The 24,585-nt window shown below is 66.6% G+C and carries 21 protein-coding genes and 1 pseudogene; 14 read left to right on the top strand and 8 right to left on the bottom strand.

What is annotated here, in order from left to right:
* Positions 1-70 precede the first annotated feature (70 nt).
* A complete protein-coding gene (locus HJG53_RS03520) occupies positions 71-1,489 on the top strand; it encodes an AMP-binding protein (RefSeq protein WP_171127775.1) in 1,419 nt (472 codons plus the stop codon).
* Here the strand turns inward: HJG53_RS03520 and purF are convergent.
* Together purF and HJG53_RS18540 are read right to left on the bottom strand one after the other, a co-directional pair.
* Positions 1,486-2,943: an amidophosphoribosyltransferase gene (gene purF / locus HJG53_RS03515; protein ID WP_171127774.1), complete on the bottom strand. Its 1,458-nt coding sequence runs from the start codon at positions 2,941-2,943 to the stop codon at positions 1,486-1,488. The two genes, HJG53_RS03520 and purF, sit on opposite strands and share 4 nt — an antisense overlap.
* A 132-nt stretch (positions 2,944-3,075) precedes the next feature.
* The gene (locus HJG53_RS18540; protein ID WP_171127773.1) at positions 3,076-4,281 is read right to left on the bottom strand and encodes an NF038122 family metalloprotease; all 1,206 of its coding nucleotides are present in this window, start codon (positions 4,279-4,281) and stop codon (positions 3,076-3,078) included.
* Positions 4,282-4,433: 152 nt separating this feature from the next.
* Here HJG53_RS18540 and hisI point away from each other — a divergent pair, with 152 nt between their 5' ends.
* From hisI to HJG53_RS03480, 6 genes and pseudogenes are all read left to right on the top strand, one after another.
* Entirely contained in the window at positions 4,434-4,799 is a 366-nt protein-coding gene (hisI, locus tag HJG53_RS03505) for a phosphoribosyl-AMP cyclohydrolase (protein ID WP_171127772.1), read from the top strand.
* A gap of 27 nt (positions 4,800-4,826) precedes the next feature.
* A pseudogene (locus tag HJG53_RS03500) lies at positions 4,827-6,110 on the top strand (M28 family metallopeptidase).
* 58 nt (positions 6,111-6,168) lie between these two features.
* Positions 6,169-7,035, top strand: a complete 867-nt coding sequence (locus tag HJG53_RS03495; RefSeq protein ID WP_171127771.1) for an NAD(P)-dependent oxidoreductase — start codon at positions 6,169-6,171, stop codon at positions 7,033-7,035.
* Between the two features lie 85 nt (positions 7,036-7,120).
* Positions 7,121-7,777, top strand: coding sequence for a PEPxxWA-CTERM sorting domain-containing protein (locus HJG53_RS18535; RefSeq protein WP_254447485.1), 657 nt, complete (start codon positions 7,121-7,123; stop codon positions 7,775-7,777).
* Positions 7,778-7,903: 126 nt separating this feature from the next.
* On the top strand, positions 7,904-8,800 hold the full coding sequence (locus tag HJG53_RS03485) for an MBL fold metallo-hydrolase (protein ID WP_368039494.1): 897 nt from the start codon (positions 7,904-7,906) through the stop codon (positions 8,798-8,800).
* A 128-nt stretch (positions 8,801-8,928) separates the two neighbouring features.
* Complete coding sequence (locus HJG53_RS03480; protein ID WP_171127769.1) at positions 8,929-9,963, top strand: DUF3667 domain-containing protein; 1,035 nt, start codon at positions 8,929-8,931, stop codon at positions 9,961-9,963.
* 6 nt (positions 9,964-9,969) lie between these two features.
* Here the strand turns inward: HJG53_RS03480 and HJG53_RS03475 are convergent, their stop codons facing one another.
* Complete coding sequence (locus HJG53_RS03475; RefSeq protein ID WP_171127768.1) at positions 9,970-11,130, bottom strand: PAS domain-containing protein; 1,161 nt, start codon at positions 11,128-11,130, stop codon at positions 9,970-9,972.
* 253 nt (positions 11,131-11,383) lie between these two features.
* Between HJG53_RS03475 and HJG53_RS03470 the strand changes: the two genes are divergently transcribed.
* Genes HJG53_RS03470 through HJG53_RS03460 form a run of 3 tightly spaced genes read left to right on the top strand, consistent with a single transcriptional unit; the run spans position 11,384 to position 14,251 of the window.
* A complete protein-coding gene (locus tag HJG53_RS03470) occupies positions 11,384-11,917 on the top strand; it encodes a PilZ domain-containing protein (RefSeq protein ID WP_171127767.1) in 534 nt (177 codons plus the stop codon).
* Positions 11,918-11,961: 44 nt separating this feature from the next.
* Entirely contained in the window at positions 11,962-13,659 is a 1,698-nt protein-coding gene (locus tag HJG53_RS03465) for an amidohydrolase (RefSeq protein WP_171127766.1), read from the top strand.
* Positions 13,646-14,251 (top strand): hypothetical protein, encoded by a 606-nt coding sequence (locus HJG53_RS03460; protein ID WP_171127765.1) that lies wholly within the window; start codon positions 13,646-13,648, stop codon positions 14,249-14,251. The genes HJG53_RS03465 and HJG53_RS03460 overlap by 14 nt, the downstream gene beginning before the upstream one ends.
* Here the strand turns inward: HJG53_RS03460 and HJG53_RS03455 are convergent.
* Positions 14,248-16,236 (bottom strand): protein-disulfide reductase DsbD, encoded by a 1,989-nt coding sequence (locus HJG53_RS03455; RefSeq protein ID WP_254447541.1) that lies wholly within the window; start codon positions 16,234-16,236, stop codon positions 14,248-14,250. The two genes, HJG53_RS03460 and HJG53_RS03455, sit on opposite strands and share 4 nt — an antisense overlap.
* 97 nt (positions 16,237-16,333) lie before the next feature.
* Here HJG53_RS03455 and HJG53_RS03450 point away from each other — a divergent pair, with 97 nt between their 5' ends.
* Together HJG53_RS03450 and HJG53_RS03445 are read left to right on the top strand one after the other, a co-directional pair.
* The gene (locus HJG53_RS03450) at positions 16,334-17,950 is read left to right on the top strand and encodes an alkaline phosphatase family protein (RefSeq protein ID WP_368039493.1); all 1,617 of its coding nucleotides are present in this window, start codon (positions 16,334-16,336) and stop codon (positions 17,948-17,950) included.
* A 61-nt stretch (positions 17,951-18,011) separates the two neighbouring features.
* Complete coding sequence (locus HJG53_RS03445; protein ID WP_171127762.1) at positions 18,012-18,296, top strand: hypothetical protein; 285 nt, start codon at positions 18,012-18,014, stop codon at positions 18,294-18,296.
* A 58-nt stretch (positions 18,297-18,354) separates the two neighbouring features.
* Here the strand turns inward: HJG53_RS03445 and HJG53_RS03440 are convergent, their stop codons facing one another.
* From HJG53_RS03440 to panB, 4 genes are all read right to left on the bottom strand, one after another.
* Positions 18,355-18,747: a cupin domain-containing protein gene (locus HJG53_RS03440; protein ID WP_171127761.1), complete on the bottom strand. Its 393-nt coding sequence runs from the start codon at positions 18,745-18,747 to the stop codon at positions 18,355-18,357.
* Positions 18,747-20,096, bottom strand: a complete 1,350-nt coding sequence (locus HJG53_RS03435) for a PQQ-like beta-propeller repeat protein (RefSeq protein WP_171127760.1) — start codon at positions 20,094-20,096, stop codon at positions 18,747-18,749. The genes HJG53_RS03440 and HJG53_RS03435 overlap by 1 nt, the downstream gene beginning before the upstream one ends.
* Positions 20,093-20,794: a tetratricopeptide repeat protein gene (locus tag HJG53_RS03430; protein ID WP_171127759.1), complete on the bottom strand. Its 702-nt coding sequence runs from the start codon at positions 20,792-20,794 to the stop codon at positions 20,093-20,095. The genes HJG53_RS03435 and HJG53_RS03430 overlap by 4 nt, the downstream gene beginning before the upstream one ends.
* Positions 20,795-20,857: 63 nt before the next feature.
* Positions 20,858-21,715 carry a 3-methyl-2-oxobutanoate hydroxymethyltransferase gene (gene panB / locus HJG53_RS03425; protein WP_171127758.1) on the bottom strand — a complete coding sequence of 286 codons (858 nt, stop codon included), beginning with the start codon at positions 21,713-21,715 and terminating at the stop codon, positions 20,858-20,860.
* A 95-nt stretch (positions 21,716-21,810) separates the two neighbouring features.
* Here panB and HJG53_RS19045 point away from each other — a divergent pair, with 95 nt between their 5' ends.
* A complete protein-coding gene (locus HJG53_RS19045; protein WP_171127757.1) occupies positions 21,811-24,195 on the top strand; it encodes a PAS domain S-box protein in 2,385 nt (794 codons plus the stop codon).
* A complete protein-coding gene (locus HJG53_RS03415; protein ID WP_171127756.1) occupies positions 24,188-24,550 on the top strand; it encodes a response regulator in 363 nt (120 codons plus the stop codon). Before HJG53_RS19045 ends, HJG53_RS03415 begins: the two co-directional genes overlap by 8 nt.
* The last annotated feature ends 35 nt before the right edge of the window (positions 24,551-24,585 follow it).

The raw sequence follows: 24,585 nt of genomic DNA, 5'->3' as shown, positions 1-24,585 counted from the left end.
CGGCTGGCTGGCACCTGCGCAATATGTCATCGCACTTGACGCCATCTGCGGGCGAGGCAAGCGACACGCCATGCAGCGCAGTCTCTTTGCCACTCTCGCCCAAGGCTTTCCGGCGGACCTGAGCGCTCCGGCGCTGGTCGATCCGAACGGGACCACCACCAGCTATGGCGAACTGCTTGCCCGGTCGGCGGGGATGGCCGGCGCACTGGCGGCACGCGGGCTGAAATCAGGCGACCGGATGCTGGTCCAGACCGGCAAGTCCGTGGAAGCCCTTATCCTCTATCTGGCCGCTATTCGCAGCGGCATCGTCTATGTGCCGCTCAATCCCGGCTACACTCGAAGCGAGATCGACTATTTCGTGGCCGATGCGGAGCCCGCCCTGTTCGTGGGCGAGGCCGAACTGGCACGGCTTGCGGCGGGGCCACAGGCTGCGTTCGATGATCCCGCGTTGGGTGCCGACAGCCTTGCTGCGATCCTCTACACCTCCGGTACAACCGGGCGGTCCAAGGGCGCGATGCTCAGCCAGCGCAACCTGGCCGCCAATGCGGAGACGCTGATCGGCGAGTGGCGGTTCACCGCGACGGATCGCCTCATCCACGCGCTGCCGATCTTCCATGTGCACGGACTGTTCGTCGCCACGCACTGCGTGCTCGGATCGGGCGCGTCGATGCTGTGGCTGCCCAGCTTCGATGCCGACGCTATCCTTGCGGCGCTGCCCGGCTCCAGCGTGCTGATGGGCGTGCCGACCTTCTATACTCGCCTGCTCGCGCGGTCGGACCTGACCGCCGAGCGCGCCGCGAACATGCGGCTGTTCGTTTCCGGATCGGCACCTTTGTCGGCCGAGACGCATCGCGAATGGGAAGAGCGGACGGGGCACCGCATCCTCGAACGCTATGGCATGACGGAGACCGGCATGCTCTCGTCAAACCCCTATCAGGGCGATCGTCGCGCGGGCAGCGTCGGCCCTGCCTTGCCCGGCGTGGACATCCGCATCGCCGAGCCGGATGGCGGCGGTGTCGGAAGCATCGAGGTGCGCGGGCCGAATGTAACCGGAGGCTATTGGCGCAATCCGCAAAAGACGGGCGAGTCCTTCACCGCCGACGACTTCTTCCAGACCGGCGACCTCGGCCGGTTCGATGAGGAGGGCTATCTGTGGATCGTCGGCCGCGCGAAAGATCTGATCATCTCAGGCGGCTTCAACGTCTATCCGGCCGAAGTCGAGGCGACGATCGAAGCACTGGAGGGGGTAGCGGAGGTAGCCGTGGTCGGCGCCCCGCATCCCGATTTCGGCGAAGGCGTGGTGGCGGTCGTGGTCCCGCGCGCGGGTGCAACTGCCAACGAAGAGGCGATCGTTGCGGCGCTTCGGGACAGTCTTGCGGCTTATAAGCGTCCGAAGCGTGTGCTGATCCGCGAGGCGCTGCCCCGCAACGCGATGGGCAAGGTCGAAAAGGCCGTGCTCCGTCAGGAGCTGGTCGGCGTCTTCGCCTAGACGATGCGCTCGGCGAGCAGGCTCAGCTGGTCCGCAGGGGCGAGTTCGTCCTGATCGGTCAGCGTCGTCGGATAGTCGCCGGTGAAGCAGGCGTCGCAATGCTGCGGGCGAACGTCGGCGCGGCGGTCATGGCCGAGCGCCTTGTAGAGCCCGCTGATCGACACAAAGGCGAGGCTGTCGGCATGGATGTAATCCGACATGCCGGGCACATCGAGCTTGGCTGCTAGCAGCTTGGTCCGCTCCGGCGTGTCGACGCCGTAGAAGCAGCTGTGCCGCGTCGGCGGACTGGCGATGCGCATATGCACTTCGGCGGCACCCGCATCGCGCATCATCTGCACGATCTTCAGGCTGGTGGTGCCGCGCACGATCGAGTCGTCGATCAGCACGACGCGCTTGCCGCCGATCAGCGCGCGATTGGCGTTGTGCTTCAGCTTGACGCCCAAATGGCGGACCTGGTCGCCCGGCTGAATGAAGGTGCGGCCGACATAGTGGCTGCGGATGATGCCGAGCTCGAACGGAATGCCCGATTGCTGCGCATAGCCGATCGCGGCTGGCACGCCGGAGTCCGGCACCGGGATGACGAGATCGGCCTCCACCGGCGCCTCGATCGCGAGCTGTGCGCCAATCGCCTTGCGCACGTCATAGACGGACGTGCCGTCCACAATCGAATCGGGGCGCGAGAAATAGACATGCTCGAAGATGCACGGCCGGGGGTTGATAGAACCGAAGGGCTGGATCGAGCGCACGCCGGCATCGGTGACGATGACGATTTCGCCGGGCTCGACATCGCGGATATATTCGGCGCCGATCACGTCGAGGGCGACCGTCTCGGACGCGAAGATGGTCGCATCACCGAGCTTGCCCATGACCAGCGGCCGGATACCGAGCGGATCGCGGCAGGCGAGCATGCCTTCCGGCGTCAGGCAAATCAGCGAATAGGCGCCTTCGACATGCTTCAGCGCGTCGATGAACTTGTCGAGCAACGTCCGGTAGGTGGAGGTCGCCACCAGGTGAATGATGACTTCGGTATCGGAGGTGGACTGGAAGATCGACCCGCGGCGAACGAGTTCGCGACGCAGCTTCATGGCATTCGAGATATTGCCGTTGTGCGCGACCGCGAAGCCTCCCGAGCTGAGTTCGGCGAACAGCGGCTGGACGTTGCGCAGCGCGGTCTCGCCGGTGGTCGAATAGCGGACATGGCCACAGGCGACTCGTCCGGGCAGGCCGCGGATCACCTCGTCACGATCGAAATTGCCGGCGACGTGACCCATTGCCCGGTGGGTGTGGAAGTGGTGGCCATCCCAGCTGGTGATGCCAGCCGCTTCCTGGCCGCGATGCTGCAGCGCGTGCAGGCCAAGCGCCACGACCGCGGACGCGGTCTCGGCATTGTAGATACCGAAGACGCCGCATTCTTCACGCAGCTTGTCGTCGTCGAACGGATTGGTGGTCAGCATCGAGACCGGTGCCCTCGTCTCAAGTTGGCCCGGCATATAGGAGGGAGAGGGCGACTTGTCTCCCCTCTGTCACAAAATAAGGCCCCGCCCGGCGTGGTGCCGGGCGGGGCCGCAGTCTTTCAGCTGAACAACTTAGGCGAACGACACCGCGACGTTGCGGCGGCGGCGCGCGGCAGCGCCGACAAAGGCAAAGCCCGCGATCATCATGGCCCAGGTCGCCGGCTCCGGCACCGCCACGTCATAGCCGATCGCGTCGAACGCGATCAGGTCGAGCTGGGTCGGGTTCAGGAAGGTGATGGCGCCGTTGAAGCCGCTCCGCGTTGGATCCATGATGCCGAGCGTCGTGCCCGTCAGCGCATCGTCCTTCCAATGGCTGGCCTGGCGCAGGTCGCCATTGACCGAACCCGTCGAGAAGTTGCCGATGCACGTGCCGCCATTAAGTGAGAAGCAGGGCGTGCCGCCAATCGTCCAGTCGCGGGTCGCTGCGCCGTTGAACGTCTGGTAGCGGAACAGGTCGAGGACCGTTCCCCAGGCGATTGCGTCCAGGCCGGCGCGGTTCAGGTTGGCGTTCACGTCCGCCAGATCGACGCCCGAGCGGAAACCCAGCGCGTGGCCGATTTCGTGAGCGGCGACGCCGACAAAGTCTATCAGCGCCGGATCGATGCCGTCGGAACGGTCGAAGTCCCAGTTGAACTGATTGCTGAATGCGACCAGGCCATCGCGCTGCGTTACGTTCGACGCCGCATAGATGGGATTTAGGCCGAGGGCCTTCACCTGCGCGGTGTTGATCTGAATCTGCAGGTTGTCGACCGTGTTGTCGTTGTCGAGCGTGCGGCTGTTGGTGCTGATCGCCTGGCAGGTCGGCACGTTGGTAACGCAATTACCGGCCTCATTCGACAGGAACGAGACGGTGGCGCCGAGCGGCAGGCTGTTCACCGCCTGCAGGTCGTAGCCCGACTTGGCGTCGGCGGCCATCAGCGTGCGCAGGCCTGCATAGGTGATGTTGTTGGTCGTCGAGTTGGTCTGGCCGAGAATGTTCGGGCCGAGCTGGCTGAAGCCGACGTCGAGACGGATGGTCACGGGATCGCGCAGGATGCTGGACCAGATTGCGGCCGCGGCTTCGAAGCCCGCGCGCGCCTGGGTCCCGGCTTCCACGCCGCCGGTGTTGTTGAGAATGATCGTCAGGCCGCCATTCGCAGCGAGCGGCGGAGCCTGAACGATGGCGCCGCTACCGCTCAGAGAACCCTGGAAGTCGACATCGTCTTCCCAGATCACGCTGGCATTGGCGGCAGCGGTCCAGGACGCGCAGCACAGGGCTGCGACGAGCAGTTTCTTCATGAAAACCCCCTTCGAATCGAGCCGCTCGATACACCCCGCGAACAGCTGAGAAGCTGAAAGCTATGTTATGGTTAAACACCTGTCGACACGAAAGAATCGGGGTAGCTGTTTCAATTGTGGACAGATCAGGGGTCGCACGCGCATGAGGCGGCATGAGCGACGAACTGGAGCAGGGTGACCGCCTCGCACCGCGCTGGGATGGCAAGGGCCTGATCACCGGCGTGGTCACCGACGCCGCATCGGGCGAACTGCTCATGGTCGCGCATCTGAACGAAGAGGCGCTGCGCTTGAGCCTCGCCACCGGGGAGGCGCATTTCTGGTCGCGCAGCCGCGGCTCGCTCTGGAAAAAGGGCGAGACGTCCGGAAATGTCCTGCGGATCGTCGAACTGCGCATCGACTGCGATCAGGACGCGCTCTGGATGCGCGTCGAGCCTGCGGGGCCGGCGTGCCATACGGGCGCGCAAAGCTGCTTTTATCGACGCTTGAAGGGCGACTTCAGCCTCATCAAAGACGCCTGATCCGCCTCCTCGCTCAAACGGAGTTCGATCGTGTTCGATTTCATTGCCTTGGCCGCTGCCGCCGCTGCCCAGCCCGACCCCGCACAGCTGCGCGCGACCATCGAGAAGCTGGTTGGATTCGGCACGCGGCATACGCTCTCTTCGGCGACCGATCCCAAGCGCGGCATCGGCGCCGCACGACGCTGGACCGCCGGCCGCTTCGCGCAGTTCGGCAAGGCATGCGGGGGCTGCTTGCAGGTCGAAACGGTCGGCGACCTGTTCACCGGGCCGCGCGCGCCTAACGGCGTGCGAGTCGAGGACGTGCTCGCCATCCAGCGCGGCACGTCCGATCCGGAGCGGGTGATCATTGTTCAGGGGCATATCGATAGCCGCGTCTCCGACGTGATGGACGCCACCTCCGATGCTCCCGGCGCGAACGACGATGCGTCCGGTGTCGCGCTGGTGATGGAAGCGGCACGCATCCTGTCAAAGGAGAGGTTCCCGGCCACAATCATCTACGCTGCCTTGTCGGGCGAGGAGCAGGGTCTGTGGGGCGGGCAGCTGCTCGCCCGGACGGCGAAGCAGCGCGGCTAGCGGGTCGCCGCCGTGCTCAACAACGATATTGTCGGCAACACGACCGGCGTGGGCGGCGCGCGCGACGACCGCAATGTGCGGGTGTTCAGCGAAGGCATTCAGGCTGCCGCCGATCTGGATGCGGTCAAGGCGCAACGCGCCAATGGTGGCGAGCAGGACTCGCCGTCCAGGGCGCTGGCCAGGGCGATCCGCCGGGTTGCCGAACAGGAGGGCGGAGTACAGGTCATCGCCGTAGGCCGGCCCGACCGTTATCAGCGTGGCGGAGACCACACTGCATTCCTGAACGAAGGCATTTCCGCCGCGGTGCGCTTTAGCGAGGTGACCGAGAACTACGATCACCAGCATCAGACGCTCAGGACCGAGAACGGGAAATTCTACGGCGACACGATCCAGTTCGTCGACTTTCCCTATCTCGCCCGCGTCACGGCGTTGAACATGGCCGTGATCCGGGAATTGGCGACCGCGCCCGCTGCGCCGGACAGCGTGACCATTTCAGGGGCGCTCAGCGCCGACACCACGGTCGGCTGGTCGCCGGTGGCTGGGGCGAGCGGCTACCGGATCCGCTGGCGGCGGGCCGACAAGGCGGACTGGACCGACAGCCGCGACGTTACCGGCCACCAGAGCTCGCTGCTGCTCAGGGACGTCAACATCGACCACCATTTCTTCGGTGTGTCCGCGCTGTCGTCAGGTGGCCAGGAAAGCGTGGTGACCTTCGCCGGGCCGGCACCGCGCAAATGATCGCGGCCGAACGGTGGCGGGGCTGACAGGCGCGGGCATGGTCTCTAAGCACGCTGGCATGTCCCGTATCGCATTCATCGGTATCGGCGTAATGGGCGGCCCGATGGCGCGCCACCTCGCCGCCAAAGGTCACGAGCTGACTATCTACAACCGCACTGGGGCCAAGGCCCGGGCTTGGGTGGCGGCCCATGGTGGACGTGTGGCGGAGAGCCCGGTCGAGGCCGCGCGCGATCAGGATGCCGTGATCACCTGCGTCGGCAATGACGACGATCTGGCGGAAGTGACGCTGGGCCGCGAAGGCGCGTTCCGCTCGATGCGGCCGGGCAGCGTGTTCATCGACCACACCACGGTGTCCGCGAAGATCGCGCGCCAGCTCGCTGTCGAAGGCAAGGAGCGCGACATCCATTGCGTGGACGCGCCCGTGTCGGGTGGCCAAGTGGGTGCCGAGAACGGCACGCTGTCGATCATGTGCGGCGGCCGGGACAAGGCACTGCAGGTCGCCTGGCCGTTGATGGAGGCCTATGCCGGCCGCATCACCCATATCGGCCCGGCCGGCGCCGGCCAGACCACCAAGATGTGCAATCAGATCGCCATCGCTGGCGCCCTGCAGGGGGTGAGCGAAGCGCTGCGCTTTGCCCAGCACGCCGATCTCGACACCGACAAGGTGTTCGAGGCGATCTCCGGCGGCGCGGCGGCGAGCTGGCAGATGCTCAATCGATGGCACAGCATGGCGCGCGGCGAGTTCGATTTCGGCTTTGCCATCGACTGGATGCGCAAGGACCTGGGGCTGGCGATCGACGAGGCGCGGACAAACGGCGCAACCCTTCCGGTCGCAAGCCTGATCGACCAATTCTATGCCGACGTGCAGGCGATGGGTGCGGGCCGGCAGGACACCAGCGCGCTCGTCCGGCGCCTGCCCAAATAGCGTTTTGCCGAGTTAACCCTCTATTAGCCTTCTTTCGGCGCCGGCTCGTCCGTATCAGCGACTCACCAGTCTTTGGGGGTTGTTTATGCGTAAGATGATTTTGGCGCTGGCGCTGTTGGGAACCAGCGTATCCGCGGGCGCGGTCACCTATGTCGGCGAAATCAGCGGCACGGTGACATCCAGCTATCTGACCGCATTCACCGACCCGAATGTGCCGGCGGACATCAAGATCGGCGACACGATCACCGCGCGGTTCAGCTTCGCCAAGTCCGATGAAAGTGGCGGCCCGGCGGCGTTCGCGGCCGGCAGCCTTCTTGCCACGATGATGACCGACCAGATCAGCTTTGACCTGGCGGGTCATCGCTGGACGTCGCGCGGCGACTTTCTCGACGGCCTCGTGCCGCTCGCCTTCGGTTCGCCCGAAGACCCGCTCAAGGACTTTGCCCTGACCACCGACGATGCGCCCGGTGCCGGCGATCTGCGCGTAAAGGGCTATGACTTCCAGATCGGCGAGTTCGGCTACAGCCTCTATCAAGGCATGGGCTATGCCGGCAGCTTCGACCTCAAATCGCTTAAGATGTGGGCGAACGGTCGCCCGCTGTTCCGCGAGTCGGCGAGCGCCGCCGTTGCTCCGGTCCCGGAACCGGCGACCTGGGCGCTGATGATCGGTGGCTTTGGAGTAGCAGGGGCGGCACTGCGCCGTAGCCGGCGCGTGGCCAATCCGATCTTCGCTGCCGCCTGACCTATCATCCCGCCGGAGTGCCCCTTCTTTGTGACGGGCGGCGTTCGCGCTCTTTGGATGCCATCGTCCTTGATCGGCCGCTCACGGGCGCGCCGCTGCGTAGGACCCTGACTGATCGGGGTTAACATGGTTTTCCGGCGCCGGCCGGAACGTTGGCATGGGACGGCTGGTTGGCCGCCCATGCGCATACACTATCTGAGGTGCGGCACTGACTGTCCGCTCGGGGGAGCCCTTTTTGATGGCTTCAGCAAGGGACTGTTCGGTCTCATCCCGTGCGCGGCGCAGCTCGTGGAGACCAATGACGGGTTGGTGCTGATCGACACGGGATATGGGACGGAGGACGTCCAGCATCCGCATCCGCGTTTAAGCCGCTTCTTTCACCTCCTGCTCAACATCCGCTTCCGCATGCAGGACACAGCGCTCAGCCAGATCAAGGCCATGGGATATTCCGCTCGCGACGTGCGCCATATCGTGCTCACCCACCTGGATTTCGATCATGCCGGTGGGATCGAGGACTTCCCGCACGCCCGTGTGCACGTGATGGAGGCGGAACGGAACGCCGCCGAGAAGAAGCGACGCGGGTTCATCGCCAGGCGGCGCTACCGGCCGGTGCAGTGGGACGATGTTCGGGACTGGCGAACCTATAGCGGAAGCGGGGAGCCTTGGTTCGGGTTCGACAGCGTGCGATCGCTTGATGGGTTGCCGCCCGAGATCCTGATGGTCCCACTGCCGGGGCATACATTGGGTCATGCCGGTGTGGCCGTTCAGACCGGCGACGGATGGGTGCTAAACGCTGGCGACGCCTATTTCTATCGGCGCGAACTGGATGCAGACCGGCGGCGGTGTACGCCCGGACTGCGCTTCTACCAAACGCTGATGGATACCGACCGGAAGCGTCGTTTCGAAAACCAGGAACGGCTTCGCGATCTGAAGAATGATCCACACGCGAACGTCACCATCTTCTGCTCCCACGACGAACGAGAGCTGGTAGCGATGCGACGTGGTTCGACGCCGAAGCAATGAAGGATTTCGTGATCGGGCCCGATGAGCCAGTCCGAGCTCTTCGGGGGACGTTGAGCAATAAGCGCGGCTTACCGCTGCAACGCTAGCGGCGACTGGCCGAGCTTTCGAGCCGGTGCTAGCTGTGCGCCATGGACGGGATTGGTGATGCCGGGGATATCGTCACCGGCGCGATGCTGGCGGCGGCGGTCGAGCCGGGGCATGGCCGTGGGTCGCACGCGCATCACGGCGCCTGCCTCAACTGCGGGGAGGCGCTGACTGGCCCTTATTGCGCCGCCTGCGGGCAATCCGCGCACATCCACCGCAGCTTCGGCGCGGTGTGGCACGAGCTGATGCACGGCGTGCTGCACTTCGACGGCAAGATCTGGCGGACCCTGCCCGAGCTCGCCTTTCGCCCCGGCATCCTCACCCGACGCTACATCGCGGGCGAACGGGCGAAGTTCGTCTCGCCCTTCGCGCTGTTCCTGTTCAGCGCCCTTCTGATGTACGCGACCTATTCGATCTTTGGCGCCCACAAGGACACCGCCGCCAGTGCGCAAGAGAGCGCCCGCGCCATGCAGAAGCAGGTCGCCAAGCTGGACTCGCGGATATCCGAGATCGAAGCAGAGCTACGCTCTGCGGACCTGACGCCCAATCGGCGCGCCAGGCTGCAGGATCGGCTGAAGAATGCCCGTGACGACCGGCATGAGCTTGCGGCGGCGAGCGCCATTGCCAAGGATGTCGGCAAGGCTCCTGAGGAGGCGGCGGGCGGCCGCTCGATCATGGAGAAGATCGAGACCGACAAGGAGTTCGTCGCCTATCGGCTGAAGGCCAATGCCTATAAGTTCAGCTGGGCGCTGATCCTGATCTCCACGCCGCTGGTGTGGCTGCTCTTTGCCTGGCGCCGCGACTATGGCCTTTACGATCACGCGACTTTCGTGACTTATTCGATCTCGTTCATGTCGCTGCTCTTCTCGGTCTACACGGTCGGCTCGGGGCTGGGCCTCGTCTCGGGCGTGCTGATCCTGGTACTGATGCTCTACGCATTGTGGCACATGTATGCGCAAATGCGCGATGCCTATCGGCTCGGCCGCGCCGGAGCGCTGCTGCGGCTGCCGCTCCTCTACGGGATTGCGGCAACTTCGGGCGGCATTTTCTACGGGCTGCTGACCGCGACCAACAGCTAGCCCCGGTCAGCGCGCCGACGCGCGCAGTGCCCGGTTCACCAAGGCCTGTTCCGTCAATGCCCTGAGGATGCCGAAGCGGCCCTGGGCCAGACGTCGTGCGACGAGCAGGACGAACTCGTCCTCGCAGCCGTCATAGTCGATCGACGCTTCGGGCGAAGCGTCGCGCAGCAGGGCGCGGGCGCGAGCGGCAGGATCAGGTTTGACCGCTGGCGCGCGTCGGGCACGTTCGGCCTTGACGACACCGTTGATGCCGCCCTCGACCCCGTCCAGCCACGCCGGCAGATCGTCGCACCCAAGGTCGAGGTGGCGCGCATGGCTGAGCACCGCCGCATATTGGCTGAGGCGCGCCCGCTCGATGCTGGCGCCGAAGACGAGCTTCACCACCGACGTCATTGGCGTGCGCGGCTGATGCTTCAGCCCTGCCTTGGCGAGCAGATCGATGAACTCTCCGGCCCGGGTTTCAGCCAGCAGCGCAAAGGCATAAGCGAGGCCGAGCGCGGCATGAAGAGCGCTTCGTGCGTCGTTGGCGGCCTTGAGCGCCCGCTCGACACGCGCCCGTGCGCGCGCCAGCCAATCGATCAGCTCGCCCTCTGCCGGCGCCGGCTCCGGCTGTTGCTCGACGACAGCTTCAGGCGGTGCTTGAATGACGGCCGAAGCTCCAGCCTTCCAGTTGATCACACCGTAGACGAAGTCGATCGCCTGACCGTCGGACGACAGCGGCATCAGCACCCCGCGGAAACTTACCGGCTCACCCTGGCGATTGAGCACGTCGTTTTCGAAACTGATCGGCGTCTTGCGCTCGAGCACCCGTCCGCATTCTTGAGTCAATCGCGACAGCAAGGACCCTTCGGGAACGTCGGCGACGCTGCGGATGCCGTACAGGATGCCGCATTCCTCGCGCAGCGCACGGCCAATAAAGGTTACGCTCGGGTTGGTGACCGAGCGACTAAAGTCGAGCAACACGCTGTTCGGGCCGAAGTCGGCAATCCGATCCGGCTCCAGTTCGTGGATAGAGGGACAGGGCCGCCCTCTGCGCAGCGACATCCAATAATCATAGGCGCGGACATGCATGCGCCGTTCCCGGCCACCACTGTCGGCACCCAGGTCTTCGGCCGTTAGTAACTCGTCATGTGCGTCGCGAAAGTCGCTGCCATAGGTGGCGTCCATCGTGCCTTGACCCCCAAAGTCTTCCGGGGTGGCATGGCACAAGTTGGTTAACGTCTTGTATCGCCCGTGACGCTTGCATGGCTTCAGTTGCGGCGGACCAGACCTTCATTGGCCGAAAACGAGCCGATATCAGCATATTTTCTTTAACCGGATAGTAGACTCGCGACATTATCCCGCATCGGAAGAGCATGACGACCTGCACCAAGCGAGTGCAGAATATCTTTGTTTATTAGCGAGTTGGTGAGGCGAGGGCATGACGTTCGTCAATCATGGGCAGTTCGACAATGGTGAACCCGGGTCCGGAGCACCATTTGCGCGTAACGCTCTGCCTGCCCGATTGCCGCGTGCGAACACTTTCCTCGGCGCCGATTTGCAATGGGCGGGCCTTTCGCGCCGGTGCCAGGTTCGGGACCTGTCGGAGGGCGGTGCGTTGCTCGCGATCGAATCACCACCCCCCATGGGTACGCGCGCGCTACTGATTCGCGGCCCGCATCGCGTCGCTGCCGGCATCGTCTGGAGCGAGGCCAAACGCTGTGGCCTGCGCTTTGAGCACCCCGTCGTCGTGGCCGATGTGATCAGCGGCAAGGGCGCCGCCCAGCCTGCTCCCACCGGCGCTCCAGATGGAGATGTTGGCGCCGCGACAGTGGCTATCGGGGAACTGTGTTCGCGTGCCGACCGGCTGGCGGCGGCTATCGGCCAAGTGCCAGGGATCGACCCTTTGCTGCAGGCGGACATGGTCGCGCTCGCGCACGCGCTGCATCGGATCAGGGCGGCGCCGGGCGCTTAGCAAAACACTGTCCACTTCGGCGGACTTGCAGCTATGCTGCGGGGATGATTGCTGCCGCGAAGCCACGCCCCTTACGTTTCCCCCTCGCACGCCATTATCTTCCATCCATCGGATCGCTGCTGCTGCTCGCGGCCGCACCGGCGCATGCGGATGCGCTGATCGACAATGTGAACGGGCTGACGCTGAACAAGGCCGGCCAGGTCGAACGGTTTACCGGGCTGCTGATCGGCAGCGACGGGAAGGTGAAGAGGCTGCTTGGCCGCGGCGACAAGCGGCCCGATCGCGGCCTCGACTTCCGTCACGACGGCAAGGGGCGCGTCATGCTGCCCGGAATGATCGATGGGCACGGCCATGTCATGGCGCTGGGGTTGAAAGCCATGTCCCTGGACCTGACCGCGGCCCGCTCCCTTGCCGAAGCGCAGGCGATGATCGCCGCCTATGCCAAGGCCAATCCCGACCGCAGCTGGATCATCGGCGCCGGCTGGAACCAGGAAGTCTGGGGGCTCGGCCGCTTTCCGACGGCGGCCGACATCGACGCCGTGGTTGCGGATCGGCCGGTCTGGCTGGAGCGTGTCGACGGGCATGCCGGCTGGGCCAACTCCGCCGCCATCCGTGCCGCCAAGGTGACCCCGCAGACGCCGTCACCCGCCGGTGGGCGAATCGAGAAGCTGCCCAGCGGAGCGCCGGCCGGCGTGTTCGTCGATGCGGCATCGGAGCTGGTGCAACGGGTGGTGCCCCCGGTCCAGCCGCGCGAGCGCGACATCGCCCTGTCCAAGGCGCAGGCGATCCTGCTGCAGGATGGCATCACCGCCATTGCCGACATGGGCACCTCGGTCGACGATTGGAACGTGTTTCGCCGCGCGGGCGATGCTGGCGTGCTCAAGGTGCGCATCATTTCCTATGCCGCCGGGATCGAGCCGGTGCTGCAGGTGGCGGGGGCGGGGCCGACGCCGTGGCTGTACGATGACCGGCTGCGGATGGTCGGCATCAAGCTCTACGCCGATGGCGCGCTCGGCTCGCGCGGCGCCTGGCTGAAGCAGCCTTATGCCGACGCGCCCAAGGAAACCGGCCTGGGCTTCATGGACGATGCCAAGATTCGCAACCTGATGGTCCGGGCCGCGATGGACAAGTTCCAGGTTGCCGTTCACGCGATCGGCGACCGCGCCAATGCCCAGGCACTTTCCGCCATCGAAGAGATCGCGCCTTCCTATAAGGATGATCGCAGGTGGCGGATCGAGCATGTGCAGATCGTCGATCCGGCCGATATCCCGCGGCTGGGGCGCAACGGTATCATCGCGTCGATGCAACCGGTTCATGAGACATCGGACTGGCGCATGGCCGAGGCGCGGCTGGGGCCGAACCGCCTTGCCGGCGCCTATGCCTGGCAGTCGATCCTTCGTGCCGGCGGCAAGCTCGCCTTCGGATCGGACGTGCCGGTCGAATCGCCGAATCCGTTCTCTGGCATGGCGGCGGCAATCACGCGCGAGGATCCGAGCGGCCAGCCTTTTGGCGGCTGGCAGCCGCAGGAGCGAGTGAGCCGTGAAGTCGCGCTTGCCGGCTTTACCACCGGGGCGGCCTATGCCGGCTTCGCCGATGACCGGATCGGTATGCTCCAGCCGGGCTATCGCGCTGACTTCCTGCTGGTCGATGCCGATCCGCTGGAGAGCACGCCTGCGCAGCTGCGCACCACCAAGGTGCTGGAGACCTGGGTCGGGGGAGAGCGCGTCTATGTCGCGAAATAGCGCGATCCTGCTGCTGCTCGCGCTACCGGCATGCGACGCTGGCACCGTGACCAACCGCAGCGAGCGCAGCGGCGACGTGAAGGTGACCGGCGTGACCGAGATCGGCAACAACAGCTCGGCCGCGCTGCAGGGCGTCGGCGCGCCGATGGCCTGGCGGGTCGTGAATGGCGCCGCCTTCTACGGCTCCGCCGACCAGCCCGCCGCCTTCGCGCTGCGCTGCGATCGCGGCGCGCAGCAGATCGTCGTGGAGCGACCGGGATCGGGCGGCACCATCACCCTGTCTGCCGCGGGCGTGACCACCAGCCTCGGCACCCGCACCGTCGACAATGATCGCGTGCAGGCACGAATTGGCATTGCGGACGCAGTCATCACGGCAATGGCGCATGGGCAAAGCGAGATCGTCGTGACCGGTGCGGGCGCGGCGCCGCTCACCCTGACGGGGGGCGTCGCCATCCGGCGCGTCGTCGATTTTTGCGCGCAGCCTCTCGAAGCTTCGCCGACGCCGGAGACCGGGCCATCGCCGCTTGTCATTCCGCAAACGATCGACGAGCCTGCCCCCACGCCGGCGCCTACCCCCATGCCGAAGAGCTAAGAGACGAGCTCCACCAGCATTGAGGTCGTCAGCAACTGGGGGAGCGCCCGCGGTTCCGGCGCGCCGGCCGGATAATAGAGGTAGAGCGGTACGCCCGACCGGCCTTGCTGCTCGAGGAACCGACCGATCGCAGGGTCGCCGTTGGTCCAGTCGCCGACCAGTACCGCGACATTGCGGGCGGCAAAGGCCTTGGCCGTCTCGTCCCGCTCGATCGCGGTCTTTTCGTTCGCCTTGCAGGTCAGGCACCAGTCGGCGGTGAAATAGGCGAAGACCGGACGGCCGTCAGTGCGCGCCTTCTGCAGCGCCGCTTCGCTGAACGGTTGCGCCTTGAGCAGGCCGCCGGCTTCGGCCGGGGTCGCGACGGGCGCGAGAGTCAGTACCAGCGCGCCGGCGATGGCGGCGGCGGGCAGCGCTGGCAGAATCGCCTTGCCCCCCGCCTGCCGAACGCCCGCCCACCACAAGGCAAGCGCGAGCAGCAGCGCCGCACCGAGCCCGACGCTCATCCCATTCACGCCCGCCTGCCGCCCCAGGATCCACGCAAGGCCCAGTGCGGTGAGGAACATCGGCACCGACAGCAGCCGGCGCAGCGTCTCCATCCAGCTGCCCGGCTTGGGCAGCCGGCGCCTGAGTTCCGGGACGAAACCGACGGCGAGGAAGGGCAGGGCGAGGCCGAGGCCCAGCCCTGCGAACACCGTGAGAGCTGCGGCTGCAGGAAGGACCAGCGCCGCGCCCAAGGCGGCCGCCATGAACGGCCCGGTGCACGGCGTCGCGACGAAGGCCGCGAGTGCTCCCGTCCAGAACGCACCGCTCACGCCGCCCCGCGCTGCCATCGCACCGCCGGCTCCCGTGCCGCGCAGCTCGAACACGCCGGCAAGGTTCAAGGCAACGCCGACGACCAGCAGCAGCAACAGCCCGATCACGCGCGGGTCCTGCAGCTGGAATGCCCAGCCCACCGCCGCGCCGGACGCCCGCAGCGCCAGCAGCGCGACCCCCAGCGCCAGACAGGTCAGGATCACGCCTGCGGTATAGGCCAATGCCTCCCGTCGCGCCTCCCGCTCGTCGATACCGGCGCGCGCCAGCCCGAGAGCCTTGAGGCTCAGGATCGGGAAGACGCAGGGCATCACGTTCAGCAGCAGTCCGCCCAGGATGGCACCGGCGAGGGCGGTGAGCGCGGTCGTCCAGTCGAACGAACGAGCCTCATCGCCGATCGGCTCACCGGGTGGCGGAACCGCACCCGGAACCGCGGCCAGCGCCAAGCCCGTCTTCTCGTCCAGCCGCAACACGCCCTCCAGGCGGCCTAGCTTCGCTTTGGCGGCCGTCTCGACGATCAGCGTATCGCCCGATCGGCTCACCGACTGGGGCGCGGCATAATCGAGGGCCCCCTGCGTGGCGGGAAAGAAATAGGGCCGAACGACCGGTACGGAGGCGGGGAGGGGAATGGCGATCCGCAGCCTGTCGCCGACAATTTCGAAGTGCGCCTGGCTGCCGAGCGGGCGAGGCAGCGCCGCGCGCCATGTGTCGAAGCGGGTACGAGTGGCGGGTTCGACCGAGCCGCTGCGGACGGTCAGTTCCAGCGCAACCGGCCCACGCTCCGGCACGCAGATCGAGTCGGTGCAGGCCAGCCATTCGGCATCGCCCGAGATTCGGAGCCTGGTCCCCGGTGCCGCGTCCCTCGGTACCGTGAGCGGCGCCAACAGCGCATATTCGCGCTCATAGACATAGTTCATCAGACCGGCGATCAACAGCGTGGTCGGCACCGGGTGCTGGAACGCACCGACCGAAATCCCCGCCGGCAATTGCCACTTGATGCTTGCCGGAACCCCGGCGTCGCCCGGATTCTGCCAATAGCCGTGCCAGCCCGCCTCGGGCGTCATCACTAGCGCGAGCGTAACCGTCTGGCCCGGCGCCGGTGTCATGCTCTCCGCGACCAGCCGCGGGCGGATGTGCTGCGTCGCCGGCTGCGCCCCTGCCTGCGCGGGGAGCATCAACGCCGCGAGCGCACAGAGCAACACCAGCAATTTCTGTTTCGCCTGCATCGCGCTTCTCCTATCCGGGCGAGGCGCTTTGCCCCAAGGAGTTTCTGTGATCCGCCGCCTTGCCGCCCTTCTGAGCCTTGGCCTGCTGGCTGCGGCCGCGCCCGCCCAGCCGCCGCGTCCCAAGCTGATCGTGGTGCTGTCCATCGACCAATTCTCGGCCGACCTGTTCGCCGAGTATCGCCAGCATTTCACCGGTGGATTTCGCCGCCTTTCCGAAGGCGTGGTCTTCCCATCGGGCTATCAGAGCCATGCCGCGACCGAGACCTGCCCCGGCCATTCGACTATCCTGACCGGCAGCCGGCCCTATCGTACCGGCATCGTCGCCAATGACTGGCTGGACCAGAACGCCGCGCGGGAAGACAAGATCATCTACTGCGCCGAGGACGAGACGCTGCCGGGCTCCAGCTCGCGCAACTACACCGTCTCGGCCAAGCATCTGCTGGTGCCGACACTCGGCGAACGGATGAAGGCTGCGGATCCCGCGACGCGCGTCGTCTCCGTCTCGACCAAGGACCGGGCCGCGGTGATGATGGGCGGTCACAAGGTCGATCAGCTCTGGTGGTGGAACGGCAACGACTATGTGACCATGGCCGGGCAGCCGCCCGCGGACCCTGCGGTGGCGCCGTTCCGCGCCAGCCTCGCCGCGCAGCTGGCCAAGCCACGCGAGGCGATGCCGGTCCCCGCCATGTGCCAGTCGCGCGACCGGGCAATACCTATCGGTGGAGGCAAGTCCGTCGGAACGGGCCACTTCGCACGCGAGGCCGGCGATGCGACCCGCTTCCGCGCTTCTCCGGAGGCGGATGCCGCCAACCTCGCACTCGCCTGGGGTCTGATCGACTCGATGCAACTCGGCCGCGCCCAGGCGACGGATATCATCGCGATCGGCGAATCGGCCACCGACTATGTCGGCCACACTTATGGTCCGCAGGGCGTGGAGATGTGCATCCAGCTGCTCGCGCTGGACCGGGAACTCGGTGCGCTGTTCGACAAGCTCGATCGCAGCGGCGTCGATTATGTCGTCGCCTTGACCGCGGATCATGGCGGGCTGGACCTGCCGGAACGCAGCCGCATCCAGGCCGCGCCAGACGCGCAGCGGCTCGACGGGCGGCTCGATGTCAAGGCGGTCGGTGAACAGATCGGGCGCGAGGTGAAGGTCAAGGGTCCGGTGCTGCTCGGGCAGGGAGCGGATGTGTTCGTCGAGCGCACGGTGCCGAAGAAGCGCCGCGCCAAGGTGCTGCAACGCGCGGTGGCGCTGCTCCGCCAGTCGCCGCAGGTCGAGGATGTGCTGGTCGGCGCTGACATTGCGGCTATGCCGCAGCCGACCCGCCCGCCCGAAATCTGGTCGCTGGCGGAGCGCGCACGCGCTTCCTATCTGCCAGGGCGATCGGGCGACTTGATCATCGTCACCAAGGAGCGGGTCAATCCGGTCACCGACCCGACCCGCGGCTATGTGACCACCCATGGCAGCTTCTGGGACTATGATCGGCGCGTGCCGATGCTGTTCTGGTGGAAGGGCGTGCAGGGGTTCGAACAGCCGCTTGGCGTGGAGACGGTCGACATCTTGCCGACGCTGGCATCGCTGATCGGGCTCGCCGTCCCCCCGGCAGAAATCGACGGCAAGTGCCTCGACCTGCTCGCCGGGGAGGAGTCGAACTGCCGTTGAGCCGCTTGCTCCGTCATCGCCGCGTCGCTAGAGAGCCGCGGCCTAAACAGGAGAGACCTGAATGAAGAAGATTGCTCTGTCGCTCGTTGCCGTCGCCGCGTTCGGCCTCGCCGCCTGCTCCGAAAAGGCGCAGAACGAGACCGGTGAAGCGGCCAATGCCGTTGCGACCGACGTCTCGAACACCGCGGAAGCGGGCGTGAACAGCGTCGATAACGCCCTCGACGCCGCCGGCAACTCGATGGACAACGCGGCCGACGCGACCGGCAATGCCGCCGCGAACGGCGCGAATGCGGTCGACAATGCGGCGGACAACACCGCCGCCGCGGCGAACGCCGAAACCAAGTAAGCCATTCGGCAAGGGAAAGGGCCGTCGCTCCTCATCGGAGCGGCGGCCCTTTTTCGTGTCAGCGCGACCGGTGTTCGGTGCCGAGACCGGGCGTGATGAAGATCGCAGTCGCGGTCTCGCCGGGCGCAATGTCGGCCGTGTGCCACACGCCCGGCGGATTGATCGCATAATCACCGGGTTTGAGCGTGACGTGCGCGGGCCTGCCCTCAAGTTCCTGGATCAGCGTGATCGAGCCCGCAGTGCAGATCACCAGCTCGGCGCCGTGCGGGTGCATTTCCCATGAGTCCCAGCTTTCCGAAAAACTGTATTGGGAAACCAGCCGTCCTTCCGCCCCGTCAGACGCGTGGCGCGCGACATAATCCTCATACCATTCGATTCCCGTGAAGGGCGGCTCGGATTCGGCGGTGGCGCCGAGACCGAGATGGACGAAGGATTCGGTAAGGCTCGGCATCAGCGCCAGGCGGTCAGCCGCCCCTGGTCGTCGAGCAGGAACAACGTGTTGCTGGCGACGGCGGGAGCGAGGCTGACGGGGCGGCCATAATCGACCGTCGCTTCGACCGCGCCGGTGCCGGGCGTGACATAGACGATGTCGCCTTCGCTGCTGACCGTGATCAGGCGATTTCCGGCGAGCACCGGACCGACCCAGCTGACCGGCCCCTTCTTGCTCTTGGCATTGCGCCAGCGCTTGAGCTGCGTCGCCCAGCGGACGCGGCCGTTGGAGCGCGCGACCGCGAGCAGCCGCGCATCGTCGGTGACGGCGAACAGCCACTCGCCGGCAATCCAAGGCGTCGAGATGCCGCCGGCGTTGATTTCCCAGACGCGCTGGCCGGTGACGAGTTCGAGCGCGACCATGCGCCCGCCCGATCCGATCGCAAACACGCGGCCCTGATCCACCACCGGATCGGCATCGATGTCGGAGATGGTGCCGACCGAGGTCGAGATGCTCGTCCGCGACAAGGCGTCCTGCCAGACCGGTCGGCCATTTTCATAGCGATAGGCCGTCAGCTCGCCCGACGAGAAGCCGGCGACGACCGTGCCTTGGGCGGCCGCGGGGGCCGCGACGCCAAACACGCCGGAGACTTCCAGCGTGCCGGCTTCGGTCCACTCCACATTGCCGTCGCTCTGACGGAGCGCGTACAGCTGATTGTCCTGGCTCACCACGTAGAGATTGCCGTTGGACAGCGTCGGCGCCCCCCGCAATGGCCCCCCCGGACGCTTGCGCCACACGACGGCGCCGTCGGCGGCGTTGAAAGCGACCACATCGCCCAAGCCGTTGGTCGCGAACAGCCGGTCGCCTTCGACGCTGACGCCGCCACCGAACAGCGAGCGGGCGTTGCGCTTGGCGCCGCTGCCGCGATCGTTATCCGCCGAATCGCCGACGAACGCCGCCCAGACTTCCCGTCCCGTCGCTGCGTCGAAGGCATGGAGCTGCGCATCCGTGTCCACAGCATAGACGCGGCCGCCGGCTACCACCGGGCCTGCAGCGAGCCGTGCGCGTGTGCTCGAGCCGGCGATCTTCGCTTCCCAGGCCCGGGTCGGGGAAGCGCCGAGCCCGAGATGGCCCATCGCATGGGCGGCATTTCCGCCGGTCTGCGCCCAGGCATCGTTGACGACGACGGGCGGCAGCAGCACGTCAATTGCGGCGAGCGCGGGATCGACTTCGGCGCCGGTTTCGCTGACCAGGATCGGCACGCGCTGGCCGAGCACCGGAGTCTTGGGCTTGGACGCCTTGAACACCCCACAGCCGGAGGCGGCGAGCAGCGCCGCGAGGAGCAGGGAAGCGCGAACATTACGGATCATCGGGCAAGACTCGGGGCAGGAGCGGCGGACATGTCGAGGCCGAGTACGCTGGCCATCTGAGCGCTGCGTGAACGAATGGAGGAGGGCACCGCCGGATCGGCTGCGAGGGCGGCAAAGGTCGCGCCCGCTTCGGCCGAGCGCCCGGCCTTGAGCTGAGCGACCGCGAGCAACTCGCCGGCACTGCCGAACCAAGGCTGCCCCTTTTGCGCGAGCGGACGCATGCGCTGGATCACCTGATCGGGCGGCAGCGTGTCGAACTGCGTCGTGGTCTGGCGGATCAGCGCCAGGTCGCGAAAGGGCTGGCCGACTTTCTCGTCCTTGGCCACGCCGGCATAGGTGTCGACCGCCGTCTGGATGTCGCCTTTTTGCGCGGCGATCGACGCCGAAGCGAGCTGGGCGGCGGCGCGATAGCCGGGGCGGTCGGAAGCAGCGAGCCCCTTGAGCGCGGGCAGGGCGGGATCGACCTGATTGCGCGACAGCTGCTCGATCGCAGCGTTCAGTCGCTCGCCTTCCGCACCGGCTTGCTTGGCCTGATGGTCGCGCCACCACAGCCAGCCGCCGAACAGGACTAGGCCCACCGCGATGACGACGATCAGCAGCCGGCCCCAGCTTTTCCAGAGCCTTGCCAGTTGGTCGCGCCGCAGTTCCTCATCGACTTCGCGCAGGAACGCTTCATTGGTCTGCGGCGTACGTGCCAAACTTCGATCTCCTGGGGGTGATGGCGGCGGACCTTAGCGGCGGCCTCAACAGAACGGAAGCGGCTACTTGGGCGCGTAGACCTGCTCCGGCCCGGGGAAAGCGCGCGATCGCACATCGGACGCATAGGCCGCCGCCGCCTCGCTCACGACCGTCGCCATGTCGGCATAGCGCTTCACGAACCGCGGCGTGCGCTCGAACAGGCCGAGCATGTCCTCCGCGACCAGCACCTGGCCGTCGCAATCCGCCGATGCGCCGATGCCGATCACCGGGCAGGACACGGCGGCGGAGATTTCCCGCGCGAGCGGCTCGACCACTCCTTCGGCGACGATGGCAAAGGCGCCGGCTTCGGCGATCGCACGGGCGTCATCGAGGATGCGGACATGTTCGGCATTGGTGCGGCCTCGCGCGCCATAGCCGCCGAGCGCGTTGACCGATTGGGGCGTCAGGCCGACATGCCCCATCACCGGAATGCCCCGCGCGGATAGGAAGGCGACCGTTTCCGCCATCGCCTCGCCGCCTTCCATCTTCACGCCGGCGGCGCCGGTTTCCTTCATCACGCGCGCGGCGCTCTCGAAGGCAAGTTCGGGCGCGGCCTCATAGCTCCCGAAAGGCATATCGATCACCACCAGCGCATGGTAGCTGCCGCGCACCACCGCCGCGCCGTGCGCGCACATCATGTCCAGGCTGACCGGCAGAGTGGAGGGCAGGCCGTAGATCACCTGGCCCAGGCTGTCGCCGACCAGCAATATGTCGCAATGCGGGTCGAGCAGCTGAGCCATCCGCACCGTATAGGCGGTGAGCATGACGAGCGGCTCGCCGCCCTTGCGTGCGCGCACCGCCGGCACCGTCAGTCGCTTCATCGGCGCCGGCGTCGGGTTGGCGCGACTGGTCGCCGTGTCGATAGTGTAGGTCGTGGACATGCCACCGCTCTAGGCCATTCGCAGCACGGGATCAAAACGGGGGCGATTGCCGCCCGCGAAAACATGTTTAGGAGCAGGCTTGAGGGGGTTTCTCAGTGGGTTGGTTACGGCAACGCTTTGTGCTCGCAACCGGGCTGCTGCTGCTCTTGACCCTGGCGGCCGCCGGTTACGTGGTGCGGGAGATCAACCTGCTCGCGCGACAACGGGCCGAGCTACAGCTGCTCGACACCACGCGGGCTCTGTCGCAGGTTGTCGAAGGCCAGTTGCGCCAGTTTGAATCCATGCTGAAGGCGCTCGAGGGCGACGAAGCACTGCAGCGCGAAGATTTTGCCGCGTTCGATCGGCGCGCGCGCGCGTTGCTGTCGGGACCCGACGCGTGGATCGTGGTCGGCGACCGCCGGGGACGGCAGTTCGTCAACACGCGCTTGCCCGCCGGTGGACAGCTGCGCACCGGCTACCCACCGACCAAAGCATTTCGTGCGCTCGATCGGGGCCGCACGCATATCTGCGATCTGACGCGCGGTATCGTCACTCCGCAGATTCTGTGCGTGGACGTTCCCGTGATGGGGAACGGGCGCGCGAAGTACCATTTGTCGGTCATCTTCAAGCCGTCCTTCCTGCAGGCGATCATCGACCGGCAGCGCATCCCCCGCTCAAGGTTCGCGACGATCATCGACAGCAGCGGCATCGTCGTGTGGCGCAGCGCCGCGCCGGAGCGTTTCGTCGGCGGACCGGCGACGGCGGACCTGCGCGAGGCGCTCGCCCGCAGCGGCGAGGGGGTGAAGGAGAGCGTTTCGCTGGAAGGCATTCCGACGGTTGCGTCGTTCAGCCGCTCGGCATCGGGCTACAGCTTTGTCGTCGCCGTGCCGCGCGAGCAGCTGGTGACCTATCGCGGCTCGCTGCTTCGTTCCGGGCTGGCGGTTGCCGGCCTGCTCGTCCTGCTGGCTCTGGCCCTGGCGCTGTTCCTCGGCAGTCGGCTGTCCAATGCAATCACCAGCCTCTCGATGGCGGCGAACCGGTTCGCCGCGCGTGGTGGCGCGGCGTTCCGGCCGACCGGGATTCCAGAAGTCGACGCAGTCGGTACAGCGCTCGAGCGGGCAGCCGGCGAGCGCGACGCCAACGAAGAGCGGTTGCGCGACATCACCAACGCGCTGCCGGTTCTGATCTCATATGTGGATCGAGAGCAGCGCTTCCGCTTTCTCAACCGAACCTATGAGGAATGGTTCGGCCGCACGCTCGAAGAACTGCTCGACCGTCCTCTCTCCGAAGTCATGCCGCCCGACATGTACCGCGAACGCCAGCCCTGGGTAGAGCGGGCGCTGGCGGGGGAAACCGTGCACTATGAGTCGGTTTTCCCGCACCGGGACGGTCCGCGCGACACGACGATCTTGCACCTGCCCCATATCGGCGCCGACGGCACGGTGCTGGGCATGTATGCGCTCGTCCAGGACATCACGCCGCTCAAGCGGGTGGAGGCGGAGCTGCGCGCCAGCCGCGACCGCTTCGCGGCGGTGCTCGACGCTGCGCCGGCCGCCATCCTGATTGCCACCGACCCGAGCTGCGAGACGATCGAAGGAAACGCCGCCGCCTATCGCATGATGCGGGTGGAGCGCGGCACCAACCTATCGAAGAGCAGCACACTCGCGCCGACCTTCCGCGTGTTCGATGCCGAGGATCGCGAGCTCGCGCCACACGAACTTCCCGTGCAGCGCGCCGCCCGCGGCGAGGAATCGTGGATGCACGAGGAACGGGTGGAGCTTGCCGACGGCCGTTCGATCTTTCTGCTTGGCAACGCCGTCCCCTTGCGGCGGCACGACGGCAGTGTGCAGGGCGCCGTCGGCGCCTTCATCGACATCACCGAGCGCAAGCGTGCTGAACAGCATCAGAAGCTGCTCGTCGGCGAACTCAACCATCGCGTGAAGAATACGCTCGCGATCGTCCAGGCGCTGGCCCAGCAAAGCTTTCGCGACGGGCGGCCCGTCGACGCGTGCCGTGCAGCGTTCGAGGCGCGGCTGGCGGCGCTTGCAGCCGCGCACAGCCTGCTCACACGGCAAAGCTGGGAACAGACCGACCTGAATCGGATCGTCGAGACCTCAGTGCAGGCGGCGCTTGGAAGCCGGGCAGCACGCGTCGTGATGGAAGGTCCGGCCGTCAGCCTTAGGCCGCAGACCGCCGTCTCGGTCGCCATGGCGATTCACGAGCTGTGCACCAACGCTGTCAAATATGGTGCCCTGTCGAACGAGGTCGGACACGTACGCATCCGCTGGAGTGTCGCGGGGGAGCCGCCGCAGCTTCATCTCAGCTGGATCGAGCAGGGCGGGCCGCCGGTGCAGGAGCCGGTCAGCCGCGGCTTCGGCAGCCGGATGATCGAACGGGGGCTAGCGGCCGAGCTGGGCGGCGTGGCGCGGCTGGTCTTCGCTCCGTCCGGCCTGCGGTTCGAGCTTTCGGCACCGCTCGGCGAGGGCCAAGCGAATGCTTGAGGGCCGGGCGGTGCTGATCCTCGAGGACGAGCCCGTGATCGGCTTCGCCCTCGAAGATATTGTCGAGACGATCGGCGGCCGCGTCTGCGGCACCGCCTTCCGGGTCGCGGAGGCGCTCGACATGCTCAGGCAGCATCAGTGCGATGCGGCGATTCTCGACGTGAACATCGCCGGAGAGCGTAGCTATCCGGTCGCCGATGCACTGGCCGCGCGCAACATCCCCTTCATCTTTGCGACAGGCTATGGCGACAGCGAGCATCCGTCGCGCTTCGCGCACGCGCCGACCGTAACGAAGCCCTATGGCGTCGAGGACATCCGGGTTGCGCTGGCGCGAGCGCTGTTCAACGCTCGCTAAGCCTCGCGACCGTGCGCACCGTCCGAAATGCGAGG

Source organism: Sphingomonas sp. ID1715 (assembly GCF_013044515.1).
GTDB lineage: Bacteria > Pseudomonadota > Alphaproteobacteria > Sphingomonadales > Sphingomonadaceae > Sphingomonas_B.
Note: the sequence above shows the minus strand (reverse complement) of the source record. Positions and strands in the feature narration are given on the sequence as shown.